This is a genomic window from Alteribacter salitolerans (assembly GCF_016901055.1).
GTDB lineage: Bacteria > Bacillota > Bacilli > Bacillales > Salisediminibacteriaceae > Alteribacter > Alteribacter keqinensis.
Genome location: NZ_JAFEUX010000015.1, coordinates 1 through 19,556, shown reverse-complemented (window position 1 = coordinate 19,556; position 19,556 = coordinate 1). Strand labels below are relative to the sequence as shown.

At 45.4% G+C, this 19,556-nt stretch carries 14 protein-coding genes; 4 read left to right on the top strand and 10 right to left on the bottom strand.

The features are described 5' to 3' along the window. Positions 1-24: 24 nt before the first annotated feature. The 8 genes from JSY36_RS19085 to JSY36_RS19050 all read right to left on the bottom strand — a co-directional run bounded on the left by JSY36_RS19085 (position 25) and on the right by JSY36_RS19050 (position 9,662). Positions 25-2,391 carry a glycoside hydrolase family 31 protein gene (locus tag JSY36_RS19085; RefSeq protein WP_205167598.1) on the bottom strand — a complete coding sequence of 789 codons (2,367 nt, stop codon included), beginning with the start codon at positions 2,389-2,391 and terminating at the stop codon, positions 25-27. Positions 2,392-3,036: 645 nt separating this feature from the next. Then, positions 3,037-3,879 (bottom strand): sugar ABC transporter permease, encoded by an 843-nt coding sequence (locus tag JSY36_RS19080; protein ID WP_205167624.1) that lies wholly within the window; start codon positions 3,877-3,879, stop codon positions 3,037-3,039. A 29-nt stretch (positions 3,880-3,908) separates the two neighbouring features. Then, positions 3,909-5,216, bottom strand: coding sequence for a sugar ABC transporter permease (locus JSY36_RS19075; RefSeq protein WP_205167597.1), 1,308 nt, complete (start codon positions 5,214-5,216; stop codon positions 3,909-3,911). A 72-nt stretch (positions 5,217-5,288) separates the two neighbouring features. Then, positions 5,289-6,605 carry a sugar ABC transporter substrate-binding protein gene (locus JSY36_RS19070; protein WP_205167596.1) on the bottom strand — a complete coding sequence of 439 codons (1,317 nt, stop codon included), beginning with the start codon at positions 6,603-6,605 and terminating at the stop codon, positions 5,289-5,291. A 17-nt stretch (positions 6,606-6,622) separates the two neighbouring features. Next, complete coding sequence (locus tag JSY36_RS19065) at positions 6,623-6,877, bottom strand: hypothetical protein (protein WP_205167595.1); 255 nt, start codon at positions 6,875-6,877, stop codon at positions 6,623-6,625. 73 nt (positions 6,878-6,950) lie between these two features. Beyond that, positions 6,951-8,249: a methyl-accepting chemotaxis protein gene (locus JSY36_RS20890; RefSeq protein ID WP_205167594.1), complete on the bottom strand. Its 1,299-nt coding sequence runs from the start codon at positions 8,247-8,249 to the stop codon at positions 6,951-6,953. Beyond that, positions 8,221-8,649: a hypothetical protein gene (locus JSY36_RS19055; protein ID WP_205167593.1), complete on the bottom strand. Its 429-nt coding sequence runs from the start codon at positions 8,647-8,649 to the stop codon at positions 8,221-8,223. Before JSY36_RS19055 ends, JSY36_RS20890 begins: the two co-directional genes overlap by 29 nt. A gap of 128 nt (positions 8,650-8,777) precedes the next feature. Further along, positions 8,778-9,662 carry a helix-turn-helix transcriptional regulator gene (locus tag JSY36_RS19050; RefSeq protein ID WP_205167592.1) on the bottom strand — a complete coding sequence of 295 codons (885 nt, stop codon included), beginning with the start codon at positions 9,660-9,662 and terminating at the stop codon, positions 8,778-8,780. A 125-nt stretch (positions 9,663-9,787) separates the two neighbouring features. On the opposite strand from JSY36_RS19050, the gene JSY36_RS19045 reads away from it, so the two are divergent. The 3 genes from JSY36_RS19045 to JSY36_RS19035 all read left to right on the top strand — a co-directional run bounded on the left by JSY36_RS19045 (position 9,788) and on the right by JSY36_RS19035 (position 14,815). Further along, on the top strand, positions 9,788-11,161 hold the full coding sequence (locus tag JSY36_RS19045; protein ID WP_205167591.1) for an MATE family efflux transporter: 1,374 nt from the start codon (positions 9,788-9,790) through the stop codon (positions 11,159-11,161). Between the two features lie 402 nt (positions 11,162-11,563). Continuing rightward, positions 11,564-12,604 carry a TAXI family TRAP transporter solute-binding subunit gene (locus JSY36_RS19040; protein WP_205167590.1) on the top strand — a complete coding sequence of 347 codons (1,041 nt, stop codon included), beginning with the start codon at positions 11,564-11,566 and terminating at the stop codon, positions 12,602-12,604. 237 nt (positions 12,605-12,841) lie between these two features. Further along, entirely contained in the window at positions 12,842-14,815 is a 1,974-nt protein-coding gene (locus JSY36_RS19035) for a TRAP transporter permease (RefSeq protein ID WP_205167589.1), read from the top strand. 905 nt (positions 14,816-15,720) lie between these two features. Here the strand turns inward: JSY36_RS19035 and JSY36_RS19030 are convergent. After that, a complete protein-coding gene (locus JSY36_RS19030) occupies positions 15,721-16,575 on the bottom strand; it encodes a MurR/RpiR family transcriptional regulator (RefSeq protein WP_205167588.1) in 855 nt (284 codons plus the stop codon). A gap of 30 nt (positions 16,576-16,605) precedes the next feature. After that, positions 16,606-17,994 carry an aspartate aminotransferase family protein gene (locus JSY36_RS19025; protein WP_205167587.1) on the bottom strand — a complete coding sequence of 463 codons (1,389 nt, stop codon included), beginning with the start codon at positions 17,992-17,994 and terminating at the stop codon, positions 16,606-16,608. 222 nt (positions 17,995-18,216) lie between these two features. Between JSY36_RS19025 and JSY36_RS19020 the strand changes: the two genes are divergently transcribed. After that, positions 18,217-19,392 (top strand): KamA family radical SAM protein, encoded by a 1,176-nt coding sequence (locus JSY36_RS19020; protein ID WP_205167586.1) that lies wholly within the window; start codon positions 18,217-18,219, stop codon positions 19,390-19,392. Positions 19,393-19,556 lie beyond the last annotated feature (164 nt).

Below are 19,556 nucleotides of genomic sequence, written 5' to 3'. Positions count from 1 at the left end.
GTTACATCCCTTCGCTAGAAAAATTTATCTGCTTACTGTGATGACCAGTTTTCCGCCATCGAGCTTTTCCATTTCAACATTTCTGCCGTTTAGGGCGGCTTCTGTCACGTCAAATGCTCCGTGGATAACGATTGTTATCTCTGACCAGTCCGGCGTAAAACCTGTATTCAGATCCTCTGTTGTAATCGTTAACACATCACTATCATAGGACAGGTTAACGGACTTTTCAAACGCTTCACCGTTTTCATAGCCGAAAGTTTCACCATCATCCTCATAAATTGTGTAAGATGCTTCCGCTATTTTCCCAAAGTAAGCGTGAAGCTGAAAGTTATCTTCTTTCACTGCCGTGGACTGCTTCGGTGAACCATGGGCAACAACCGTGTCAGCTTTTACGAAAATCGGCAGTGTGTCCAAAGGTGCTTCCACCATGATGTGTCTGCCGCCTTCCTGAATGTCATCGGTCCAGTAGTTCACCCACTCGCCTCCGGGTAAATAAACGACCCGGTGCTCCGTATCAGGCGTTGTTATCGGTGCAACGATCACGTTGTCCCCAATCATAAACTGATCACTTAAGTTAAATGTGTTTTTATCCTCAGGATACTCAAAAACAAGCGGACGCATAACCGGAAGTCCTGTTAATGATGCATCTCTGAACAGTTTATAGAGCTGAGGCATCCAGATGTAGCGAAGATCGATGTACTTCTTTACATTGGCTTCTACATCTTCACCAAAGCTCCACGGTTCCTGACGTCGTGTCCCGATGGCGCTGTGGTTTCTGAAATACGGGGTAAAAGTACCAAACTGTGTCCAGCGGGCAAGGAGCTGGCCATTAGCGTCGTGGGCAAAACCCCCAACATCAGGCCCGCAGAAGGGTACGCCGCTCATCCCGAGGTTCATACACATTGGCAAAGCAAGCTGAAGGTGCTCCCAGAAGCTGCGGTTATCCCCGGTCCACACGCTTGCATACCGCTGAACACCTGCATAGCCTGCACGGGTTAACAGGAAGGTCCGCTTTCCTTCAAGGTTGTTCTTCATCCCCTCGTATGTCGCCTCACCCATTTTCAATCCGTAAATGTTATGAAGTTCCCTGTGTGTTTTTGGATTGCCGTTATTATTGTGCATCACTTTCGTGTCCATCGTTTTCGTATCATTGAACACTGCGGGTTCATTCATATCATTCCAGATGCCTTCGATTCCAAGATCAGAGTAGAATTTGTGTTTGTCGCCCCACCACTTTTGAACACTGTCACTTGTAAAGTCAGGTAACGCGCTGTTTCCGGGCCACACGTCTCCGTAATAGACGTTACCTTCTATATATTTACAGAAACGGTCGTCACGGACCCCTTCCTGATATGCCTCGTATTCAGGATCTTCTTTTACGCCCGGATCGACGATCGGTACGATACGGATCCCTTGTTCCTTCAAATCAGCTACCAGTTGTTTCGCATTTGGGAAACGGTCTTCATCAAATGTAAAGACACGGTACCCGTCCATATAGTGAATATCCAGGTATATCGCATCTACAGGGATGCTTTTCTCAAGAAAATTGCCCACAACTTCACGAACTTCTTCTTCTGTTTCGTAGCTGTAGCGTGACTGATGAAAACCAAGTGCCCATTTAGGCGGAAGCGGCATCGTTCCCGTAAGAGATGTATACTGAGAAAGAACCTCCTTCATCCCAGGCCCAGCCATGACGTAGTAGTCCATCTGTCCGCTGTCCCCGCTGAAAGAATACGTTCCTGCTTCTGTGCGCATGTTAAAGTGGGTTTTCCCGGTGTTGTCGAAGAACAGGCCGTGAGCACGCCCGCCTCTTAATGTTATAAAGAACGGAATTGATTGATAAAGAGCGTCGGTTTCCGGGTTATGGGGAGCGTACACATCTGTGTTCCACATCGTCATTTTTTCGCCTTTTTTATCAAGAAAGCCTGTTTTTTCTCCAAATCCGTAGTAATGCTCGTAAGGCAGTGCATCTTTGTAACAGATCACTTCTCCCTCATGACTGTGACCCATTCCTTTTTTCCCTTCACCGACGATGATCTGTCCGTCAGAATCCTTGAATGTAATGCGCATCGGTGTTTTTAAAACGTGAAGGCTCATCTCCTGAGCTGTGAGAGTGACCTCCTCATCTTTCTCTTGAACAGAAACGTCCACATTCCCTGGTTCCTTAATTACAGCAAAGCTTCCCTCAAGGACAGGGTCCTGCTTTTGATTCATCACTACCCGGGCCACACTGTCACTGTAAAAAAGAACATTCACAGTCCCGTTGTCACATTCAAAAACAAAACGACCCTCCTTTTTTTCAAATGAGCGGACATTGCCGATATCACGATGGTTCGTTCCTTCGATTTGCTGCTTGTTTCCTGGGTGAATCGCAAAGCTTGTATCTTGCATAGCTATATCCTCCTGATCACATCGTTTGTTTTTCCTAAGGTGTCATTTTTGGTTACGGTTGTAGTTAAACAGAGGCAGGATGGAATTTGTGTCGTTCCACCTTCATGACCTTTGCTTTCCCAAGTGCTTGGTCTGCGCAGGTCCTTACCGCCTGAGTCCAGGAAATTCTTCTCCGTTTATTTTTTAAGAAAACATTTTTGAAATAAACAGGGTGTTGATTTACACTCATTGCACTCCTTTTCCACTTGGGCCGGTGAGCTTCCTTAAGGCATATACCTGCTTCTTCCTCTACGAAAATATGTGCGTCGAAGAGAAACTGGCATAGGAAGAAGCAGAGTATGTTAATTTATTCGCTCACTGGCGCATGAATTAGGCATGCGGTTTTTCGCTTAAGGGCATTGTGCTTCGTTGAACGGAATACAGACACTCCTGCTCAAGTGTGGGACAGGCGAGACTCCGCAGGGGCAAAGCCTTGATGAGGCTCGGCGCAAGTCGGCGTAAAGTGAGCGTATTCCGTTCAACGAAGCTGAATTTCAATTCCTTTTAAAGTCAGCCTTTTAGAAAACTGCTAAAGAAAAAGATACGGCAGGAAGAGGGGCATCTTCCTCATCAACCGTATCTCTTCTATTAACAATTCTGTAACACTTACCCTTTCGTTGCCCCTGAAGTAAGTCCTGAAATGAGGTAACGCTGTAAGAACAAGTAAACCAATGCAATTGGTACGGCAATCAGAATTGCACCTGCAGCAAATCGCGTGAAGTTGTTGGCAAACTGGTCATTTACAAAGTTAAACAGGCCAAGTGCAAGCGTGAAGTTCTCCGGACTTCGAAGAACGATACGAGGCAGGATAAAGTCCATAAACGGTGCCATAAAGTTAAAGAGCGCAACTACCGCAAGGATCGGCTTCGCAAGTGGTAGCATGATCTGGAAGAACACACGGAAGTGTCCCGCCCCGTCAATACGTGCACTCTCGTCAAGTTCACGTGGAATCGTATCAAAGTATCCTTTTACGAGGAAGGCATTCATAGGAATCGCTCCACCTACATAAATGATGATTAAACCAAGAAGGGAATCAAGAAGACCCACAAGGTTAAGTAGAATGTACAATGCCACCATAGCCATCAGTACCGGGAACATTTGAAGAAGTAAAAATGCGTAAAGACCATTTTTGCGTCCCATAAACCGGTACCTGGAGAAGGCATAGGCGACTAAAGAAACCATTAATGTTGCAAAGAATGATGTGGCTAATGCAACAATCAAAGTGTTTTTATACCAGGTTACATAGTTACTTCTCGGGTCTGTAAACAGCCACTCATAATGAACGAATGACCAGTTTTCAGGGATCATTCGTGCACCGTACAGGCTTGTGCCCGGGTTAAGGGAGAGTCCGAATGCCCAGAGAAGAGGATACAGAATAATCACGAACATCACAGCGATAACCCCGTAAATGGCTGTCAGTTCAAGGAAGTTTTTTCTTTTTTTACTCATAGGTCTGCGTTTTTTTACTGCTGTGCTCATTAAATGTTCCCCTCCTCTTTAAACGATCTTGTGCGTCGGAACCATAAGAATGCAAAGACAACGACAATCAGTCCGAGAATAATGGAAATTGCGGCAGCCATATTGAACTGCTGATTTTCAAATGTAAGTCCGTATACCCAGGAAATCAGAATATCGGTACCCCCGGCAACCTGTCCCCTCACCGGTGGTCCACCCTGGTTAAACAAGTAAATGATATTAAAGTTATTAAAGTTTCCGGCGTATTGCATAATCAAAAGCGGCGCTGTAGCAAACATGACGTGCGGGAAAGTGATGTTTGAGAACTTCTGCCAGCGGTTGGCTCCGTCAATGTCAGCCGCTTCATACCAGTCGGCTGAAATACTCTGAAGCACCCCTGTAAACAGGGCGAAAACAAATGGGAACCCAAGCCAGGTCTGAATCATAATCAAGGCAACCTTCGCCCAGAACGGATCACTCATCCACGGAATGCCGGATCCGAACAACGGAACAATAATGTCACGGTTAATCGCACCGAAGTTGTCGTTAAACAGGGCAGAGAAAATAATGATTGTTACAAACGCAGGTACCGCCCATGGAAGGATGAATACCGTACGGATTAAACGTTTACCCTTAACTCGCTTATCATTTACGATTATCGCAAGGAACAGGGCCAGTCCGATTTGAAGCGTCGTCGCAACAAACGTCCAGATTAACGTCCAGGATAAAACATTGAAGAACGTATTTCGCCATTCATTGATGGTAAACAATCGTACAAAGTTATCAAACCCAACCCACTGTAGCAGGTTTCTCGGTGGTGCGTTATACAGGTTGTAGTTCGTAAACGCCAGGAACACCATAAAGAGAAGAGGAAAGATAACAACAAAAATGAGCAGGAAAAGTCCAGGTGCTACTAAATAATAAGGGAATCCGGTATCCCAGGCGTTTTTAAATCCTTCACGGAGGCCCGGAACTTCCCAGCCTAATTGAATTCTCTTTGCGTCTTTACGAGCATCAATAATATTCAGTACATAAAAAGAAATAAAGAATGTAAGAAAAATAAGTGAGAGTATACCGTAGCTTAAAAAGATACGGGAATCATCATCTCGTGGTGTCTCTCCGAGGGTGATTAATCCTTGTAATCCATCGGCGATAAACCCATACATCACACCAACGAAAGCCGCAAAGAGAATGAATAAGGTCGCACCTTTCCAATATCGTTTGTTGTAAATCTGCCCGAATCCCGGAATAATTGAGAGCAAAGCAGCTACAGTTGGATTGTGTCGTTCATTTACGATTTTCACATCTGGTTGGTTATCGTTTGCAGCCATAGTCGCATCCTCCTGCTTTAAAGAATCGGGATTGGAGAAATTACTCCCCAATCCCTTCTTTTATTACAAATACTATTGACCCATAATTGCGATTTGATCGCGGATCTGTTCAACAGCTTCTTCCATTACTTCCTGTGGATCTTCACCTTGAGAAATAAACTGAAGTGCATCACTTACCGGCTCCCAAACCTGACTCATTTCAGGAACGTTTGGCATTGGCTCGGCAACTTGAGTCTGTTCAAAGATAGGACCCATGAACTCGTCGTCAATTTCTACTGCAGTGTGAGCTGGAAGCTCTCCCGCTGTCTCGTAATAAGTTTCTGAGCTCTCAGCATTTGTAATAAATAGTGCAAGCTCTGTAGCCCAGTACTTATCTTCACTGTACTCAGATACCAACCAGCCTTTATTTCCTGAGAATGAGTTAAGCTGATCGCCATCCCACTCAGGAAGCATCGCAACAGCAAGGCTGTCACCTAGAGCATCCCGGTAGTCAGGGATTGCCCAAGGACCAGTGATTACAGCTCCTACTTTACCGTCCTGGAACAGTCCGTTCATAACATCTCCATCGATACCCGTTGGCATGTAACCGTCTTCAAACCAAGATTGAATTAAAGCAGCACCTTCAACAGCACCTTCGTTGTCAAGACCGATGTCTTCAGTGTCATAAGCTCCGTCAGCATCCTGGTTAAAGATGTATCCACCTGCTCCTGTAAGGAACGGGTAAGCGAAGTAAAGGTTTGTTGCTTCCATTAGGAAACCATACTCATCAGCACTTGCATCAGTAAGAGAATCTGCGATCTCCATAAGCTCGTCAAGTGTCTGGGGAGCTTCTTCAACAAGGTCTGTGTTGTAGAAAAGAGCATAAGTTTCAACTACTGCAGGGATACCGTACTGCATGCCCTCGTAGCTGAATGCTGTAACTGCTTCTTCGTTGTATTCAGAAAGACGCTCTTCCTGGTCTGCAGTAAGCTCAAGCTCAGCTGCCAATCCTTGAAGGACGATATCTCCCATACGGTCATGGGGCTGGAAGAAAAGATCAGGACCCTGTCCGGAAGAACCATCCAGTGAAATAGCCTCTGTTTGATCTAACATTGAAAAAGGAGTAATGTTAATTTCAATTCCATGCTCATCTTCAAAACGTTGTGTAATCTCTTCGTAAGCATCCAATTGTGAATCTTCATCGTTTACCCACATATCAAGTGATTCTGGTTTTTCAGGAGCCTCAGAGTCTGCCTGAGCTTCCCCTTCAGCTTCTTCGCCAGCGTCTTCTCCGTTTTCATCTGTGTCCGGATCTGCTGGTGCGTCGTCATCTCCGCCGCCACAAGCTACTAATGCGATGGAAAGTACGAGCATCATCATCAGTGTTAAAAGAAACTTGCCTTTAAACATCTTGTTTCCCCCTTTAATTAAATGGTTACATCCTGTGCAACCTGTTGCCTGTCCATTATCACTCCCGGCCTTTGGTACATCTGGAATCGGCTTTCAATATATGAATCCGCTTTCATATGTACACCAGTACGTGAACTGGCAGGTACTGTCCAAGTCTTTAATGACAGCACGTCCAGTTTAGTACCCGGCCCCAGTGCAAGAGGTCGGACAACCGTTTGCACAAATGAGGCAAAAACAATTCCACGGTTTTGCCGTGAAATCGTTTGCATCACTATTACAATTTCATTATATATTTGGGCTGATAGAAATACAACCCTTTTTCAAAAATAATTGTAATCGTTTTCTTTATTGCTGTAATGAGGAAGCTGTTTCTTTTAAAACGAGCGTTGTCTCGGCCAGCTGCCTTTGCTTTTCTGATTGAAAGCCGATCGTTTCCGTCACCTGTCCTGTCTTTTCCTCCAGCTCTTTTGCCACATCAGACAGGTTTGCAACTGCCGTTACCACTTCTTCAATAGCTCTGTTAATCTGTTCTATAGCCACTGACGTTTCTTCTTGTTCATGATGCAGGGATTTACTTTCCGTTTCAATACGCGAAAATAAACTGGTCGCTTCTTCCGACTGCTCTTTCGCTTTCAGACTGGCAGACTCGAAGGAATGAAACGTTCCTTTCATTTCAACCGTTTCATCTCTGATATGTTCAATAGCTTTTTTTGTGTTTTTTGAAAAGTCCGAAGTCCCGTTGGAAAGCTTCCTGATTTCTTCTGCCACAACAGCAAAGCTTCTTCCGGCAGCTCCTGCTTTAGCAGCCTCTATGGATGCGTTGATAGCCAGTAGATTTGTCTGGGCTGAAATATCATCAATGCCTTTCATAAAGGCAGCAATGTTTTCGACCTCCTCAACCATCCCGTTCATTTTTTCCGCCATCGTCTGTGTCTGTCTCGAAAGGGCTTCTACGTCCCCTGCCATTTCACTTACAGCTGTCGCCCCGCTCGCAGCCATTCCATTCATTTGCTGCATTTTTATCGTCACTTTCCCGGACGATTCTTTAATTTCAAGAGCACTTGCGCTTACCTCTTCTGTTATCGCTGATATTGTATCTGTTTCTTCAGCCTGAGTCTGGACATGCTGCTTAAAGTCTGTCATTGTCTCAAGCACTGTTCCCATTTGTTCAAGCTGGCTTTGAGACTCTTTGGATACCGCTTCACTAACATCAAAAACCTGTACACTCGCTTCTGCACTGACCCGCATTGACTGTTCCAGCTGGTGCCCCATTTCATACAGACTTTTATCAATTTCATTAAATTCATCCCTGCGTCTGCTTTTCTGTACAAATGCAAAGTCTCCTTCTTTATATGCATGGATCCGGGTCAGGACCTGTTTGACCCCTTTGTTTAAATCTCTGCTGAACCATGCCAGGACCCCTAATGGAACCAGTATTAAAAAGGCAATCGCCCCGTACAGAATAATCTGTGTGAGAACCAGAGCTTCTTCCAGCTGGGCAGACGCATCGTCTCTGACCGCTTCAAGTGTCTGCTGAATTCTCGTATTTGCCTGATTTATGCTCTGGTCTGTTCTTATAATTTCAGGCACAACTCTGTTCCTGATTCTTTCCACTTCATCTCCGACATAAATTGATTGAATCACTAATCCCTGCGTAGTTATTGATGGCCTCTTCAAACAATGAAAAATAATTTCTCATTTCCTGATGATCACTGACTTCTCTGTTAAGTTCAGTAAACATTTCCCCCGCTTCCCCGAGAAGCAGATCCGCTCTTTCAATCCGATCCTCATTATACCCTGAAGTGACAAGTTGAAAATGAAGGAGCCCCACTTGATTGACTGTGTTTAACAGCATCGAATAGTCTTCCTGAAATGCTGCTGACTGTTCCAGAGTAGCCGTTTCTCTGGTCACCTTTTCATTGGCGTAGAGGATTGCCGCTCCCCCAGCTGCACTTGCGAAGACGATAAAACATACAAGAAAACCAAGTTTATGTACGAGCTTCACCTGTTCCAATGGCTTTTGTCTCTTTTTCTGTTCCGCCATCTTTCCCCCCTTCTTTTTAAAAAGTGCAATCGATTGCACTGACCGAGACAATTATACCATGAAAGCCCTTCCAAAAAAGTGGGGCCATTTGATATTATTTTCTATTTTTCCATCAAAGCTGTGGTGACCTACATTTCGTTCTTTTTCGCTTCCTTCGTCCGCATTCTCCGGAATTCTCCAGGCGTGACCCCTTCGATCTTTTTAAAGAGTCTCGAAAAGTAGCTTCGATCCTGGATTCCTACTTCCAGACATACAGAACCCAAATCCATGTTGGTGGTAATCAACAGATCTTTCGCCACTTCCAGACGATATCTGCTGATATACTGCACCGGGGTGAGACCGGTCACTCTTTTCAAGCATCTGGTGACATAATCAGGATGATATAAAAGTTCTTTTGCCACCTTTCCAAGGGTGAGCTTCGAATCCCTGAAGTGGTTTTTTATAAAATGCATCGCCTCTTCAGCGACCGTTTCAGCACTTGTTGGAATCTGGATCGCTTCTTCCTGCAGTAATAAGAGACTTTCATAGAAAAGAGTCTGCTGCTTCATCTTATCTACCGGCGACTGGGAGTGGTTAAGGAGACTCAGGTGTTCCAAAAGGTTCTCAAGACGCTCCTTCTTCTTGATTTCCCCGTAACGGGGAAGGTGCAGGGAAAATGCTGCCGGCTCTGTGAATGTACTTTCTTTTAAAAGAACGTGAGACCAGTCAAACTCTTTTTCATCCGAGAGGCTGAATGATCCCGGAAAAGAGAAATGGACCCAAAAAAATGTGGTCGGTTCCTCACATCCTTTAAACCCGCCGTGATACATCCCTGGGGCAAGCATTAAGTATTCCCCTGATTTAACAGAGAACGTGCTTTCTTCTTCCTTCATATATAATGTTCCTTTTTCTACTATTAAAAGATCGAACACTTCAAATGTCCTTGCGAAATGTTTCTGACCTTTTTTAAAGCTTCCCTTCCCGCCTTTAATAAAAACCGGCAATGGGGGCACCGTAGCATTTAACAGTTTCATCGTAACCTCCAGTTCGGATTTGTCCTATTATTATCGTTATTGTACCTTCCAAAACACAAGGTGTGCCTATAAACTTAATATATCAAATTTCGTAATTGTCCATAACTGTTTCAGGAGGATTCCATATGGCACAGCACCAGGATAAAACAAAAAAGAATCTGACACTCTTTGCCCTCACGTGGCCAATATTCATTGAAATTTTTCTCCATATGTTAATGGGAAATGCCGATACACTGATGCTGAGCCAGTATGATGACAATGCCGTGGCAGCAGTCGGCGTATCCAATCAAATTATGAGTGTCATTATTGTGATGTTCGGTTTTGTAGCGACCGGAACAACCATTCTTATAGCACAGTATATTGGTGCCAGAAGAGATCTTGAAGCGAGCAGGATTGCAGGTGTTTCACTTGCCGCAAACCTCGCATTTGGCATACTGTTAAGCGCCGTTCTGTTTTTCTCAGGTCCTGCGATATTAAGAGGAATGAACCTTCCGCCAGAGCTGATGGATACAGCCCTGATGTACCTGCGCATTGTAGGCGGATTTGCCTTCGTGCAGGCGTTGATTATGACAGCCGGAGCTGTGATTAAGAGTCACGGATTCACTCGTGATGCCATGTGGATTACTTTAGGCATGAACGTATTAAATGTGGTTGGAAATTACCTGTTTATCTTCGGTCCGATGGGCTTTCCTGAACTGGGTGCCACCGGGGTGGCCATCAGCACGGCAGCCAGCCGGACGCTCGGTCTGGCCGTTCTCGTGGTCATTCTTTATAAACGGGTAAACGGAGAGCTCCCATTCTCTTTCATCTTTAAAGCCTTTCCAAAAACTGAACTTAAGCAGTTAATGAAAATTGGTGTCCCCTCAGCCGGTGAACACTTATCCTATAACATATCCCAGGTTGTTATCACGATGTTTATTGCATCGATGGGTACCGTTGAACTGACCACCAGGGTGTACACTACTAACATTATGATGTTTGCCTTTTTGTTTGCCATCGCGATCGGACAGGGAACGCAGATCATTGTCGGCCACCTTGTTGGTGAAGGAAAGTTTGAAGAAGCTTACAGGCGCTGTATGAGAAGTTTATGGATCGGCCTTTGGGTTACACTGGGGGCTGCCGGCCTGTTTGCTGCTTTCCGGGAACAGCTTTTGTCAATTTTTACAGATAACCCGGACATCATTCAGCTCGGGGGAATTCTCCTGCTTCTCACGGTTATTCTCGAACCCGGGCGCACATTTAATTTAATTGTAATCAACTGCCTACGCGCAGGCGGTGACGTAAGATATCCTGTATACATCGGTATCCTCTCGATGTGGGGCGTATCCGTAACGATTTCCTACACTGCAGGCCTCCTGCTAGGCCTTGGGCTTGTGGGAGTGTGGTTCTCCTTTATCGCTGATGAATGGTTGAGAGGGCTTTTAATGCTGAAACGCTGGAAGGGACGACAATGGCAGAACATGTCCTTTGTAAGAGAAGGAGACAGAAAAAAAGCATAGCAAAATAAACCAGAGAGAAACCTCTGGTTTTTTGCTGTCTATTTATATAGGAAGAAAGTTGATTGAAAATTGTTATGTTTGTGAAATTTATAAAAAGGGAATAATAATCTTTTCGGCTGTGCTAACCACCGTATTAATAATGTATCTTCGTGTATTATTATACAGTACAGGACACAAAAATACATTTTATTCCTTTAATTACAATTTAAACATACACAATTGTGCGTAAGCGACAAATACTGACAAAACAGTGATTTTGACTGAATAAACCCTTCACTATATTTTTGAAAGCATTATCTTTTTGACAACTTCATAGATTTCTGCTTAAATGTAAACAGGATACTAACAATTTTTATACATTTGTTGGTATGAAACTATATTAAATTTTAAGGGGGAATTCGCATGAAAAAGTTCTACACAATGTTTGCCTCCGCTTTGACTCTTGGTATGCTTCTGTCCGCATGTGGCGACGGAGATACTGACGAGAACGGCGGGACTGTAGACGAAGGCGACGACAATGGCCAGGAAGAAGCTGCTGGTGATGTTGATGTTTCCGGTTTACAAATTGGTACAGGCAGTACTGGGGGTACATATTATCCTCTTGGCCAGGAAATGGCTAACGTAATCAATGCAAATATCGAAGGTTACGACGACTTTGACCTTAGTGCTGTATCAACAGGTGCTTCCGTTGAGAACCTTGCTTCCATCGGACTCGGTGAGCTTGAGCTTGGTATGACTGTTCACTTGCCTGCACTTGATGCGGTTGATGGTTCCGGGGAATTCGAAGAGCTTGATATGACAATCGACAACTTCGGTTTTATGGGCCACATCTATCCTGAGGTTATGCAGATCGTTGTCCGTGCTGATGCAGACATCGAAACTGTTGCAGACCTTGAAGGAATGAACGTTGCTATCGGACCACCTGGTTCAGGTACTCAGGACGCTGCTAAAATGATTCTTGAAGCATACGGACTTGAAGATGGAGACTACAACGCATTCGACGAAGGATTCGGTGACGCTGCAGGACGTCTTCAGGACGGTAACCTTGACGCATCATTCGGTCTTCTTGGATTACCTGCCGGAAGCATCGAAGAACTTGCGCTTCAGCGTGACGTTAAGCTTCTTTCTCTTTCAGATGAAGCAGTATCTTACATCGAAGATAATAGCGGATATGAGCTGATGGAAATCCCTGCTGATTCCTACGACTTCATGGATGAGCCTGTAAACGCAATTACTGCATACGCAATCCTCGTTGGTTCTACTGACCTTATCGACGAAGATCTTGGGTACGAAATTGTAAAAGCTCTTTATGAAAACTGGGAAAGCGTTTCTCATGACCAAGGTCAGCACCTTGATCCTGAGAATATCATGAATGGTTCTGACGGCCTTCCAATGCACCCCGGTGCAGAGCGCTTCTTTGAAGAGCAAGGCTACTTAGACTAATAGTATACTGTCGGCCGGACCCGCCACTTGTGTCCGGCCTTTTTTAAAGAGTAAATCTCTGTTCTCCGGGTCAAAGATTGTTTTCACTCTTGAACTATGATAAAACGTAAGTACCGAATGTTTTGCTCCGCTAAAGAACACGATGCGGAATACCGACGAAAAAGCAGGAAGTCCCATAACTCCCTCCTACTTTTTCGTCGGTTTTTAATTCGTACCAAATGAAAGGATGGTGATGGCATGGCAGATTTAACAAATCAACAAGCTATGGATGAAAAAGAAAAGAAGAAAATGCTCGCAAAATATGACAAAGAAGCGACATTCAGGCAGGACCTGGGCAGATGGAAATGGGTCATTGCCTTCGTTGCAATTTCGCTGACAGTCTTTCACCTTTACCGTGCAGCACCCGCGATAGGACCTCTCGTATACTTAGTACAAGGTGCTGTTCACCTGGGAACAGCAATGGGGCTTATCTTCATGCTCTATCCTGCAACAAAATCCGGGATAACAAGAAAAGGCATTCCTTTTTATGATGTCATTCTTGCCTTACTTGCCATGGGAAGCTCTTTTTATATCTTATTCCGCTATGACTGGATTACCGGTCCGGCCAGAATTATTGGTTTTGAAACAATGGACATCGTTGTGGCAACGATCGGTATTGTACTGCTCCTCGAAGCAACCCGCCGTGCCGTCGGACTTCCGATTGTCATAATCGCCCTTGGGGCCATTCTTTATGGTCTGTTCGGGACAAACCTCCCCTATGGCTTTGGGCACGGTGGATTTGACTGGTCCGGACTCGCAAGACGATTGTTCTTCTCTTCTGAGGCGATCTTCGGTATTCCGATCCAGATCTCCTCAACGTATATCTTCTTATTCCTTTTCTTCGGGGTTATGCTCGTAAGAACCGGAGTAGGTCAGTTCTTTAACGACCTGGCATTCGGTTTAACAGGACGTTTCACAGGTGGTACAGCAAAAGCTGCCGTTGCCGCTTCTGCTATGCAGGGAACGGTAACAGGAAGTTCCGTTGCCAATACAGTAGCATCCGGTTCCTTTACAATCCCAATGATGAAGCGTGCAAAATTCAGACCCGAATTTGCGGCCGCTGCTGAAGCCTCTGCTTCTACAGGTGGTCAGATTATGCCGCCAATCATGGGTGCTGCTGCATTTATCATGGCTGAATATGTCAGTGATGTTTCTTACAGTGATATTATTGTAATTGGTATTATCCCGGCACTCCTTTACTTTACCGGTGTTTTTCTTGGGACGCACTTTGAAGCAAAGCGATACGGCATTCACGGCCTTCCAAAAAGTGAACTGCCTTCAGCCAAGGGATTACTTAAGCGAATGGATCTGATCCTGCCGCTCTTTACGATTGTTTATATGCTTGTTTCCGGCTTCACCCCTACTGCTGCGGCATTAACGGGTATCGGTACGGCATTCCTTGTAAGTATGTTCAGAAAAGAAACACGAATGGGACCACGAAGTATTCTTGAAGCTCTTGAGCAGGGTGCCCGTGTCGCCCTTCCGGTTATCGCAGCTTGTGCGAGTGCCGGTATTATCGTAGGTGTCGTTGTATTTACCGGTCTTGGGGGTAAAATTGCAGGAGCATTGTTAACTCTTGCAGGCGACAGTTTGTTCCTGCTTCTGTTCTTTACAATGATTGCCTGTATTATCCTGGGGATGGGACTGCCGACCACGGCAAACTACGTTGTTACAGCTTCCATGGCCGCTCCGGCATTAATTGCCTTTGACGTGCCGCCGATCGCAGCCCACTTCTTCGTATTCTACTTTGGTATTGTTGCCGACATTACTCCGCCGGTATGTCTCGCTGCATACGCCGGCGCCGGCATAGCCAGGGCGAATCCGATGAAGGCTGGTGTAAACGCACTGAAACTTGCCATTGCGGCATTTATCATTCCATACGTATTTGTTTACAGCCCGGTACTCCTGCTGGAGAACGCAACATTTGCTACTCTGACTCCGGTTCTTGTGACAGCCATTATCGGAATGGTCGCGATCAGTGCCGCCATGATGGGTTACTTCTTTGCTAAACCATTCTGGTATGAGCGCATCCTTCTGATTGTTGCAGGTATCATGCTTATTATCCCTGGAAACCTCTTTATTTCCATGGGTGGACTTGCTCTTCTGATTGTCATTGGAGTTGTTCAGAAAATCCGTAATCCTGAGGGTGCGAAAGGAAATGCACCTGCTTAATAAAATGCGACCCGCTATCTAAAATGATAGCGGGTCTGTCTTTTGGCAGGGAGTAAGATTGGGCATTAACGGGTTGGGTAGTCTGATTAACGGGTTCTGTTCTCATTTTAACGGTTAAGTTAATTTTATTCCTCAGCAGCCTACCCAGACTCCCCTATCCTGCTCTTCACACAGCGCAATGGCTCCGCTCGGCACTCGCAAACCGGCGGAAGGGCGCCGCCGATTCGCTTTCAGGACCGGTGCCGGCTTTGCTCATTGCATAGGACTAACAGAACCACGGCCGAGTTCGGGCCGTGGTTTTAATTCCCCTTTATCTTCACACAGCGCAATGGCTTCGCTCGGCACTCGCAAACCGGCGGAAGGGCGCCGCCGATTCGCTTTCAGGACCGGGTGCCGGCTTTGCTCATTGCATAGGACTAACAGAACCACGGCCGAGTTCGGGCCGTACTTTTAATTCCCCTTTATCTTCACACAGCGCAATGGCTCCGCTCGGCACTCGCAAACCGGCGGAAGGGCGCCGCCGATTCGCTTTCAGGACCGGTGCCGGCTTCGTTCATTGCATAGGACTAACAGAACCTCGGCCGAGTTCGGGCCGTACTTTTAATTCCCCTTTATCTTCACACAGCGCAATGGCTCCGCTCGGCACTCGCAAACCGGCGGAAGGGCGCCGCCGATTCGCTTTCAGGACCGGTGCCGGCTTTGCTCATTGCATAGGACTAACAGAACCACGGCCGAGTTCGGGCCGTACTTTTAATTCCCCCTTTATCTTCATACAGCGCAATGGCTCCGCTCGGCACTCGCAAACCGGCGGAAGGGCGCCGCCGATTCGCTTTCAGGACCGGGTGCCGGCTTCGCTCATTGCATAGGACTAACAGAACCACGGCCGAGTTCGGGCCGTGGTTCTGTTAGTCCTCAAATACATCAAAGTTATCCCATAGGCCTTCGAGGTCGTGGAGGCGTTTTTCTACTTTTACGTGCTCGGCGCGGGTGACGGCTGTGACGAGGGCGTTGACGATGCTTAAGGGTGCTGAAAATGAATCGATAAAAGAGTTTATTTCGGTTGCTGCAATAAGCTTCAGATCACCTAATGGAACGAGTGGGCTCATGTAGTGGTCAGTGATGACGAGTGTTTTTGCCCCTCTTTGTTTGGCGTACTTAAGGACTTCCACTGTCCTTTTGGTGTATCGGGAGAAGCCAAACCCGATAACGAGATCGTTCTCTTTGATATCCAGCAGGTGCTCTGAAACCCCGTCTCCCTGACGTATCATTTCAGTGTTCTGCAAAACCATATCCAGATAAAACTCCAGAAAACTTCCTATACTGGCTGCGCTCCGGTAAGCGATAATATAAATTCTGTCCGCCTCGATGATGTTCTTAACCGCCTGCTCAAAGTGGGCAGTATTAAGCTGGTTCAGTGTCGTTTTCAGGTTTTGAATGTCATCTCCAAGGATCTCTGTAACAACATCCGAAGTCGAACCATCTTTATCCGTTGTTTTAACCAGAACCTCTGCTGACGTCATCTTTCTCTGCATCGCTTCCTGAAGGTGGCGCTGAAGATCCGGGTAGCCTTTGTAATTCAAGAAGAACGCAAAGCGTATTACCGTAGCCTCGCCTACCCCGACATGTTTTGCCAGCTTTGAAGCAGTAAGAAACGGCGCAGTCTCACGGTTTTCAATAAGGAAGTTGGCAATTTTTTTATGAGATTTACTCATTGTGACCTGATGGTTAATCATTCGCTCATAGACTTCATTTTCAAACATCGTCAAGCGCCCCTTTTTCCAATGCGGCCATTACGATCCGGTGAGTCTGTTTGTAAACACGTAATGCAAAGCATCCATTGTTTTTTTCAGCTCACGGTCACCGTGAACGGTAGCAATACTGTACCTGTTCAAAGGCTTCGTATAAATGCCCTCATTTATTAGGTGTAAGTCCAGTTCTTTTCTGAAAAAAAGATTGGTTTTACTCATATCTCTGTAGTTTTTAACCGCCTGATCTGTAAACACAAGATTAAAGATGGTTCCCATTCCAACCGTTTTCATCGGTACGGCTTTTTGTTTGAAGAATGATTCAAGCTCGTTTCTGAGCTCATTCGCGAAGGTTAAGGTATTCCTGAATTCCGATTCCAGCAGTTCAATGGTCGCAAGTCCGGCCCCTAAAATCATTGGGTGGCCATTATAGGTTCCGCTGTGAAACAAGGTTTCTTCTGCAGATGATCCTTTACTTTGCATTGTATCAAATACATCGCTTCCCGTCTTCGGGCTGGAAACGTCCATAATTTCTTTTTTCCCGCCGACAATGCCGAACGGAAAACCTCCGCCCACCACTTTTCCGAGAGTTGTGAGGTCGGGAGTGACCTGATAGACATTCTGGGCTCCTCCCAGCGATGACCTGAAACCGGTTTTTACTTCGTCGAAAATAAGGACGATCCCCTCTTCTTCCGTGACTTTTCTCAGCCTTGTTATAAATTCTTGATCTGCAGGGATAAATCCTCCCTGGACAGGTTCAATGATTACAGCAGCGAGTTCCCGGCTATGTTTTTTCAGCAGCCGCTCACAAGCTTCAGGATGATTAAATGGCAGGATAATCGTATTGGCATCGCCGCCTGGCAAAAGGCCTGCGGATTCCGGAACCGTTACCGGTTCTTCTATAGGCCCTGCTTTTTTCTCATCCGGATTAATACTGTAGAGCATCTCATTATAGCCGCCGTGGTAATGTCCTTCAAACTTCGCCACTTTTGTTTTTCCCGTGAAAGCATAAGCGAGCCTCAGTGCCAGGAGTGTCGCCTCTGTTCCTGAGTTTGTATAGCGGAGAAGTTCCATTGATGGAATGTACTCCTTTATTTTTTTTGCGAATGTTGTTTCAAGTTCATGAGGTGCTCCAAATAAGTACGTGCCATCTGTAAGTATTTGCTGCTGAAGTGCCTGTTGTATCCGGGGATGACCGTGCCCCAGAGCCAATGCGCCATACGACATTAAATAGTCTACATACTCGTTATTATCAACATCCGTCAGTGTCGGACCGCTGCCATGCTTCATGACGATCGGATATGGAGAAAAATGTTTAATATTCGCCGTTACCCCTCCGGGCATATGTTTTTCACTCTCACAATAGATCCGGTATGACTCTTTCGTTTTATTGAAAAATTGGGGCAGGGGATGTGAAAAATGATGAATTGCCATTGGTAGTTAAACGCCTCTCTTTCATTCCTTCATTTTTTTGAAGTATTTACTTCATTATATGACATAATGGCTTGTACATGAAGAGAAAATTTCGCCCATTTTTAAAAATGAATGATATATTCCAAAAGTTTTTAACTATTCTAAAAATTAGCCAAATTCATATAATATTGTTATAATGAGCCTGGATAGAGGTTAGAGAAAATTAACAAGGAGGGCTAAAAAATGGCGCAACCAAAGTACATTATGAACCTTGATAAGATCGAACACATTCCTGCCGAAGAAAAAGAGAAATTAAAGCAGATTACTGACAAGTTTGTTTTCAGAGTAAATGATTATTATCTTAGTCTTATTGATTGGAAAGATCCGAACGATCCCATTCGAAAACTTGTTATTCCAAATGAAGGGGAGCTCGAGGAATATGGACGTTGGGATGCTTCCGATGAAGATACAAACTACGTTGTTCCCGGCTGTCAGCACAAATACACAACCACAGCTCTTCTCATTGTTTCTGAAGTATGCGGTGCGTACTGTCGGTATTGTTTCCGCAAGCGTCTGTTCCGGAACGACATTAAAGAAGCCATGTCTGATGTCCAGCCGGGAATTGAGTACATAAGAGAACACCCGGAAATTAACAATGTGCTTCTTACGGGTGGAGACTCTCTCATTCTGGCCACAAAAAAACTTCGTCGTATTATTGAACAGCTCCGTGAAATCGATCATGTTAAAATCATCCGCCTGGGCTCAAAAATGCCTGTATTTAATCCAATGCGGATTTACGAAGATGAAGAGCTCCTTAAGCTCATACGAGAGTACTCCACAGCTGAAAAAAGAATCTATGTGATGGCCCATATTAACCACCCTAAAGAAATAACAGAGGAGGCGAAACGCGGGTTTGAAGCGTTGCATGATGCCGGGGCCATTGTAGTAAATCAGACTCCTGTCCTGAAAGGGATCAATCATGAACCCGAGGTCCTCGCTGAATTACTGGATAAACTGTCCTGGGCCGGTGTAACCCCATACTACTTCTTCATTAACCGCCCTGTGGCAGGAAACAACGATTTTGTGTTGACCCTGGAAGAAGCGTACCATGCAGTGGAAAAAGCAAAAGGCATTACTTCGGGACTTGGTAAACGGGTTCGCCTGTCCATGAGTCACACGTCTGGAAAAGTTGAAATCCTCGCCATCGAGGATGGAAAAGCCTACCTTAAATATCACCAGTCCCGTGACGGTGAGTATGGCAAGTTCATGGTTCTTGACTGTCCGAAAGATGCTTCGTGGTTTGACGATTTACCCGGAAACAAAGAACACTGGAAGCAACCGGGGAAAAAGCTCGAATCCTTTGAATCCGCAAATGAAAAGATCAGCCAGAAAGAAAAAGCTCCTGTGGAAACGAAATAAGCCGGATATCTGAAAAGCACCCGCTTATAGCGGGTGCTCAGGCTGTCGAGAAACCCACGCTTTTTTGAAGCGTGGGTTTCTTTATGTGGAGAAAATGAAATTAAGTGATGCAAATACCTTTTAAAAATAGGGCAAACCACCTCTCAGCTGGCTGTGAGGTGGTT

What these genes read in the sequence shown, in the direction of transcription:
- JSY36_RS19055 (WP_205167593.1), bottom strand. Translation starts at nt 8,649, where the DNA reads ATGGCGGAACAGAAAAAGAGACAAAAGCCATTGGAACAGGTGAAGCTC.
- JSY36_RS19070 (WP_205167596.1), bottom strand. Translation starts at nt 6,605, where the DNA reads ATGTTTAAAGGCAAGTTTCTTTTAACACTGATGATGATGCTCGTACTT.
- JSY36_RS19020 (WP_205167586.1), top strand. Translation starts at nt 18,217, where the DNA reads ATGGCGCAACCAAAGTACATTATGAACCTTGATAAGATCGAACACATT.
- JSY36_RS19080 (WP_205167624.1), bottom strand. Translation starts at nt 3,879, where the DNA reads ATGAGTAAAAAAAGAAAAAACTTCCTTGAACTGACAGCCATTTACGGG.
- JSY36_RS19045 (WP_205167591.1), top strand. Translation starts at nt 9,788, where the DNA reads ATGGCACAGCACCAGGATAAAACAAAAAAGAATCTGACACTCTTTGCC.
- JSY36_RS19035 (WP_205167589.1), top strand. Translation starts at nt 12,842, where the DNA reads ATGGCAGATTTAACAAATCAACAAGCTATGGATGAAAAAGAAAAGAAG.
- JSY36_RS19025 (WP_205167587.1), bottom strand. Translation starts at nt 17,994, where the DNA reads ATGGCAATTCATCATTTTTCACATCCCCTGCCCCAATTTTTCAATAAA.
- JSY36_RS19050 (WP_205167592.1), bottom strand. Translation starts at nt 9,662, where the DNA reads ATGAAACTGTTAAATGCTACGGTGCCCCCATTGCCGGTTTTTATTAAA.
- JSY36_RS19075 (WP_205167597.1), bottom strand. Translation starts at nt 5,216, where the DNA reads ATGGCTGCAAACGATAACCAACCAGATGTGAAAATCGTAAATGAACGA.
- JSY36_RS19030 (WP_205167588.1), bottom strand. Translation starts at nt 16,575, where the DNA reads ATGTTTGAAAATGAAGTCTATGAGCGAATGATTAACCATCAGGTCACA.
- JSY36_RS19040 (WP_205167590.1), top strand. Translation starts at nt 11,564, where the DNA reads ATGAAAAAGTTCTACACAATGTTTGCCTCCGCTTTGACTCTTGGTATG.
- JSY36_RS19085 (WP_205167598.1), bottom strand. Translation starts at nt 2,391, where the DNA reads ATGCAAGATACAAGCTTTGCGATTCACCCAGGAAACAAGCAGCAAATC.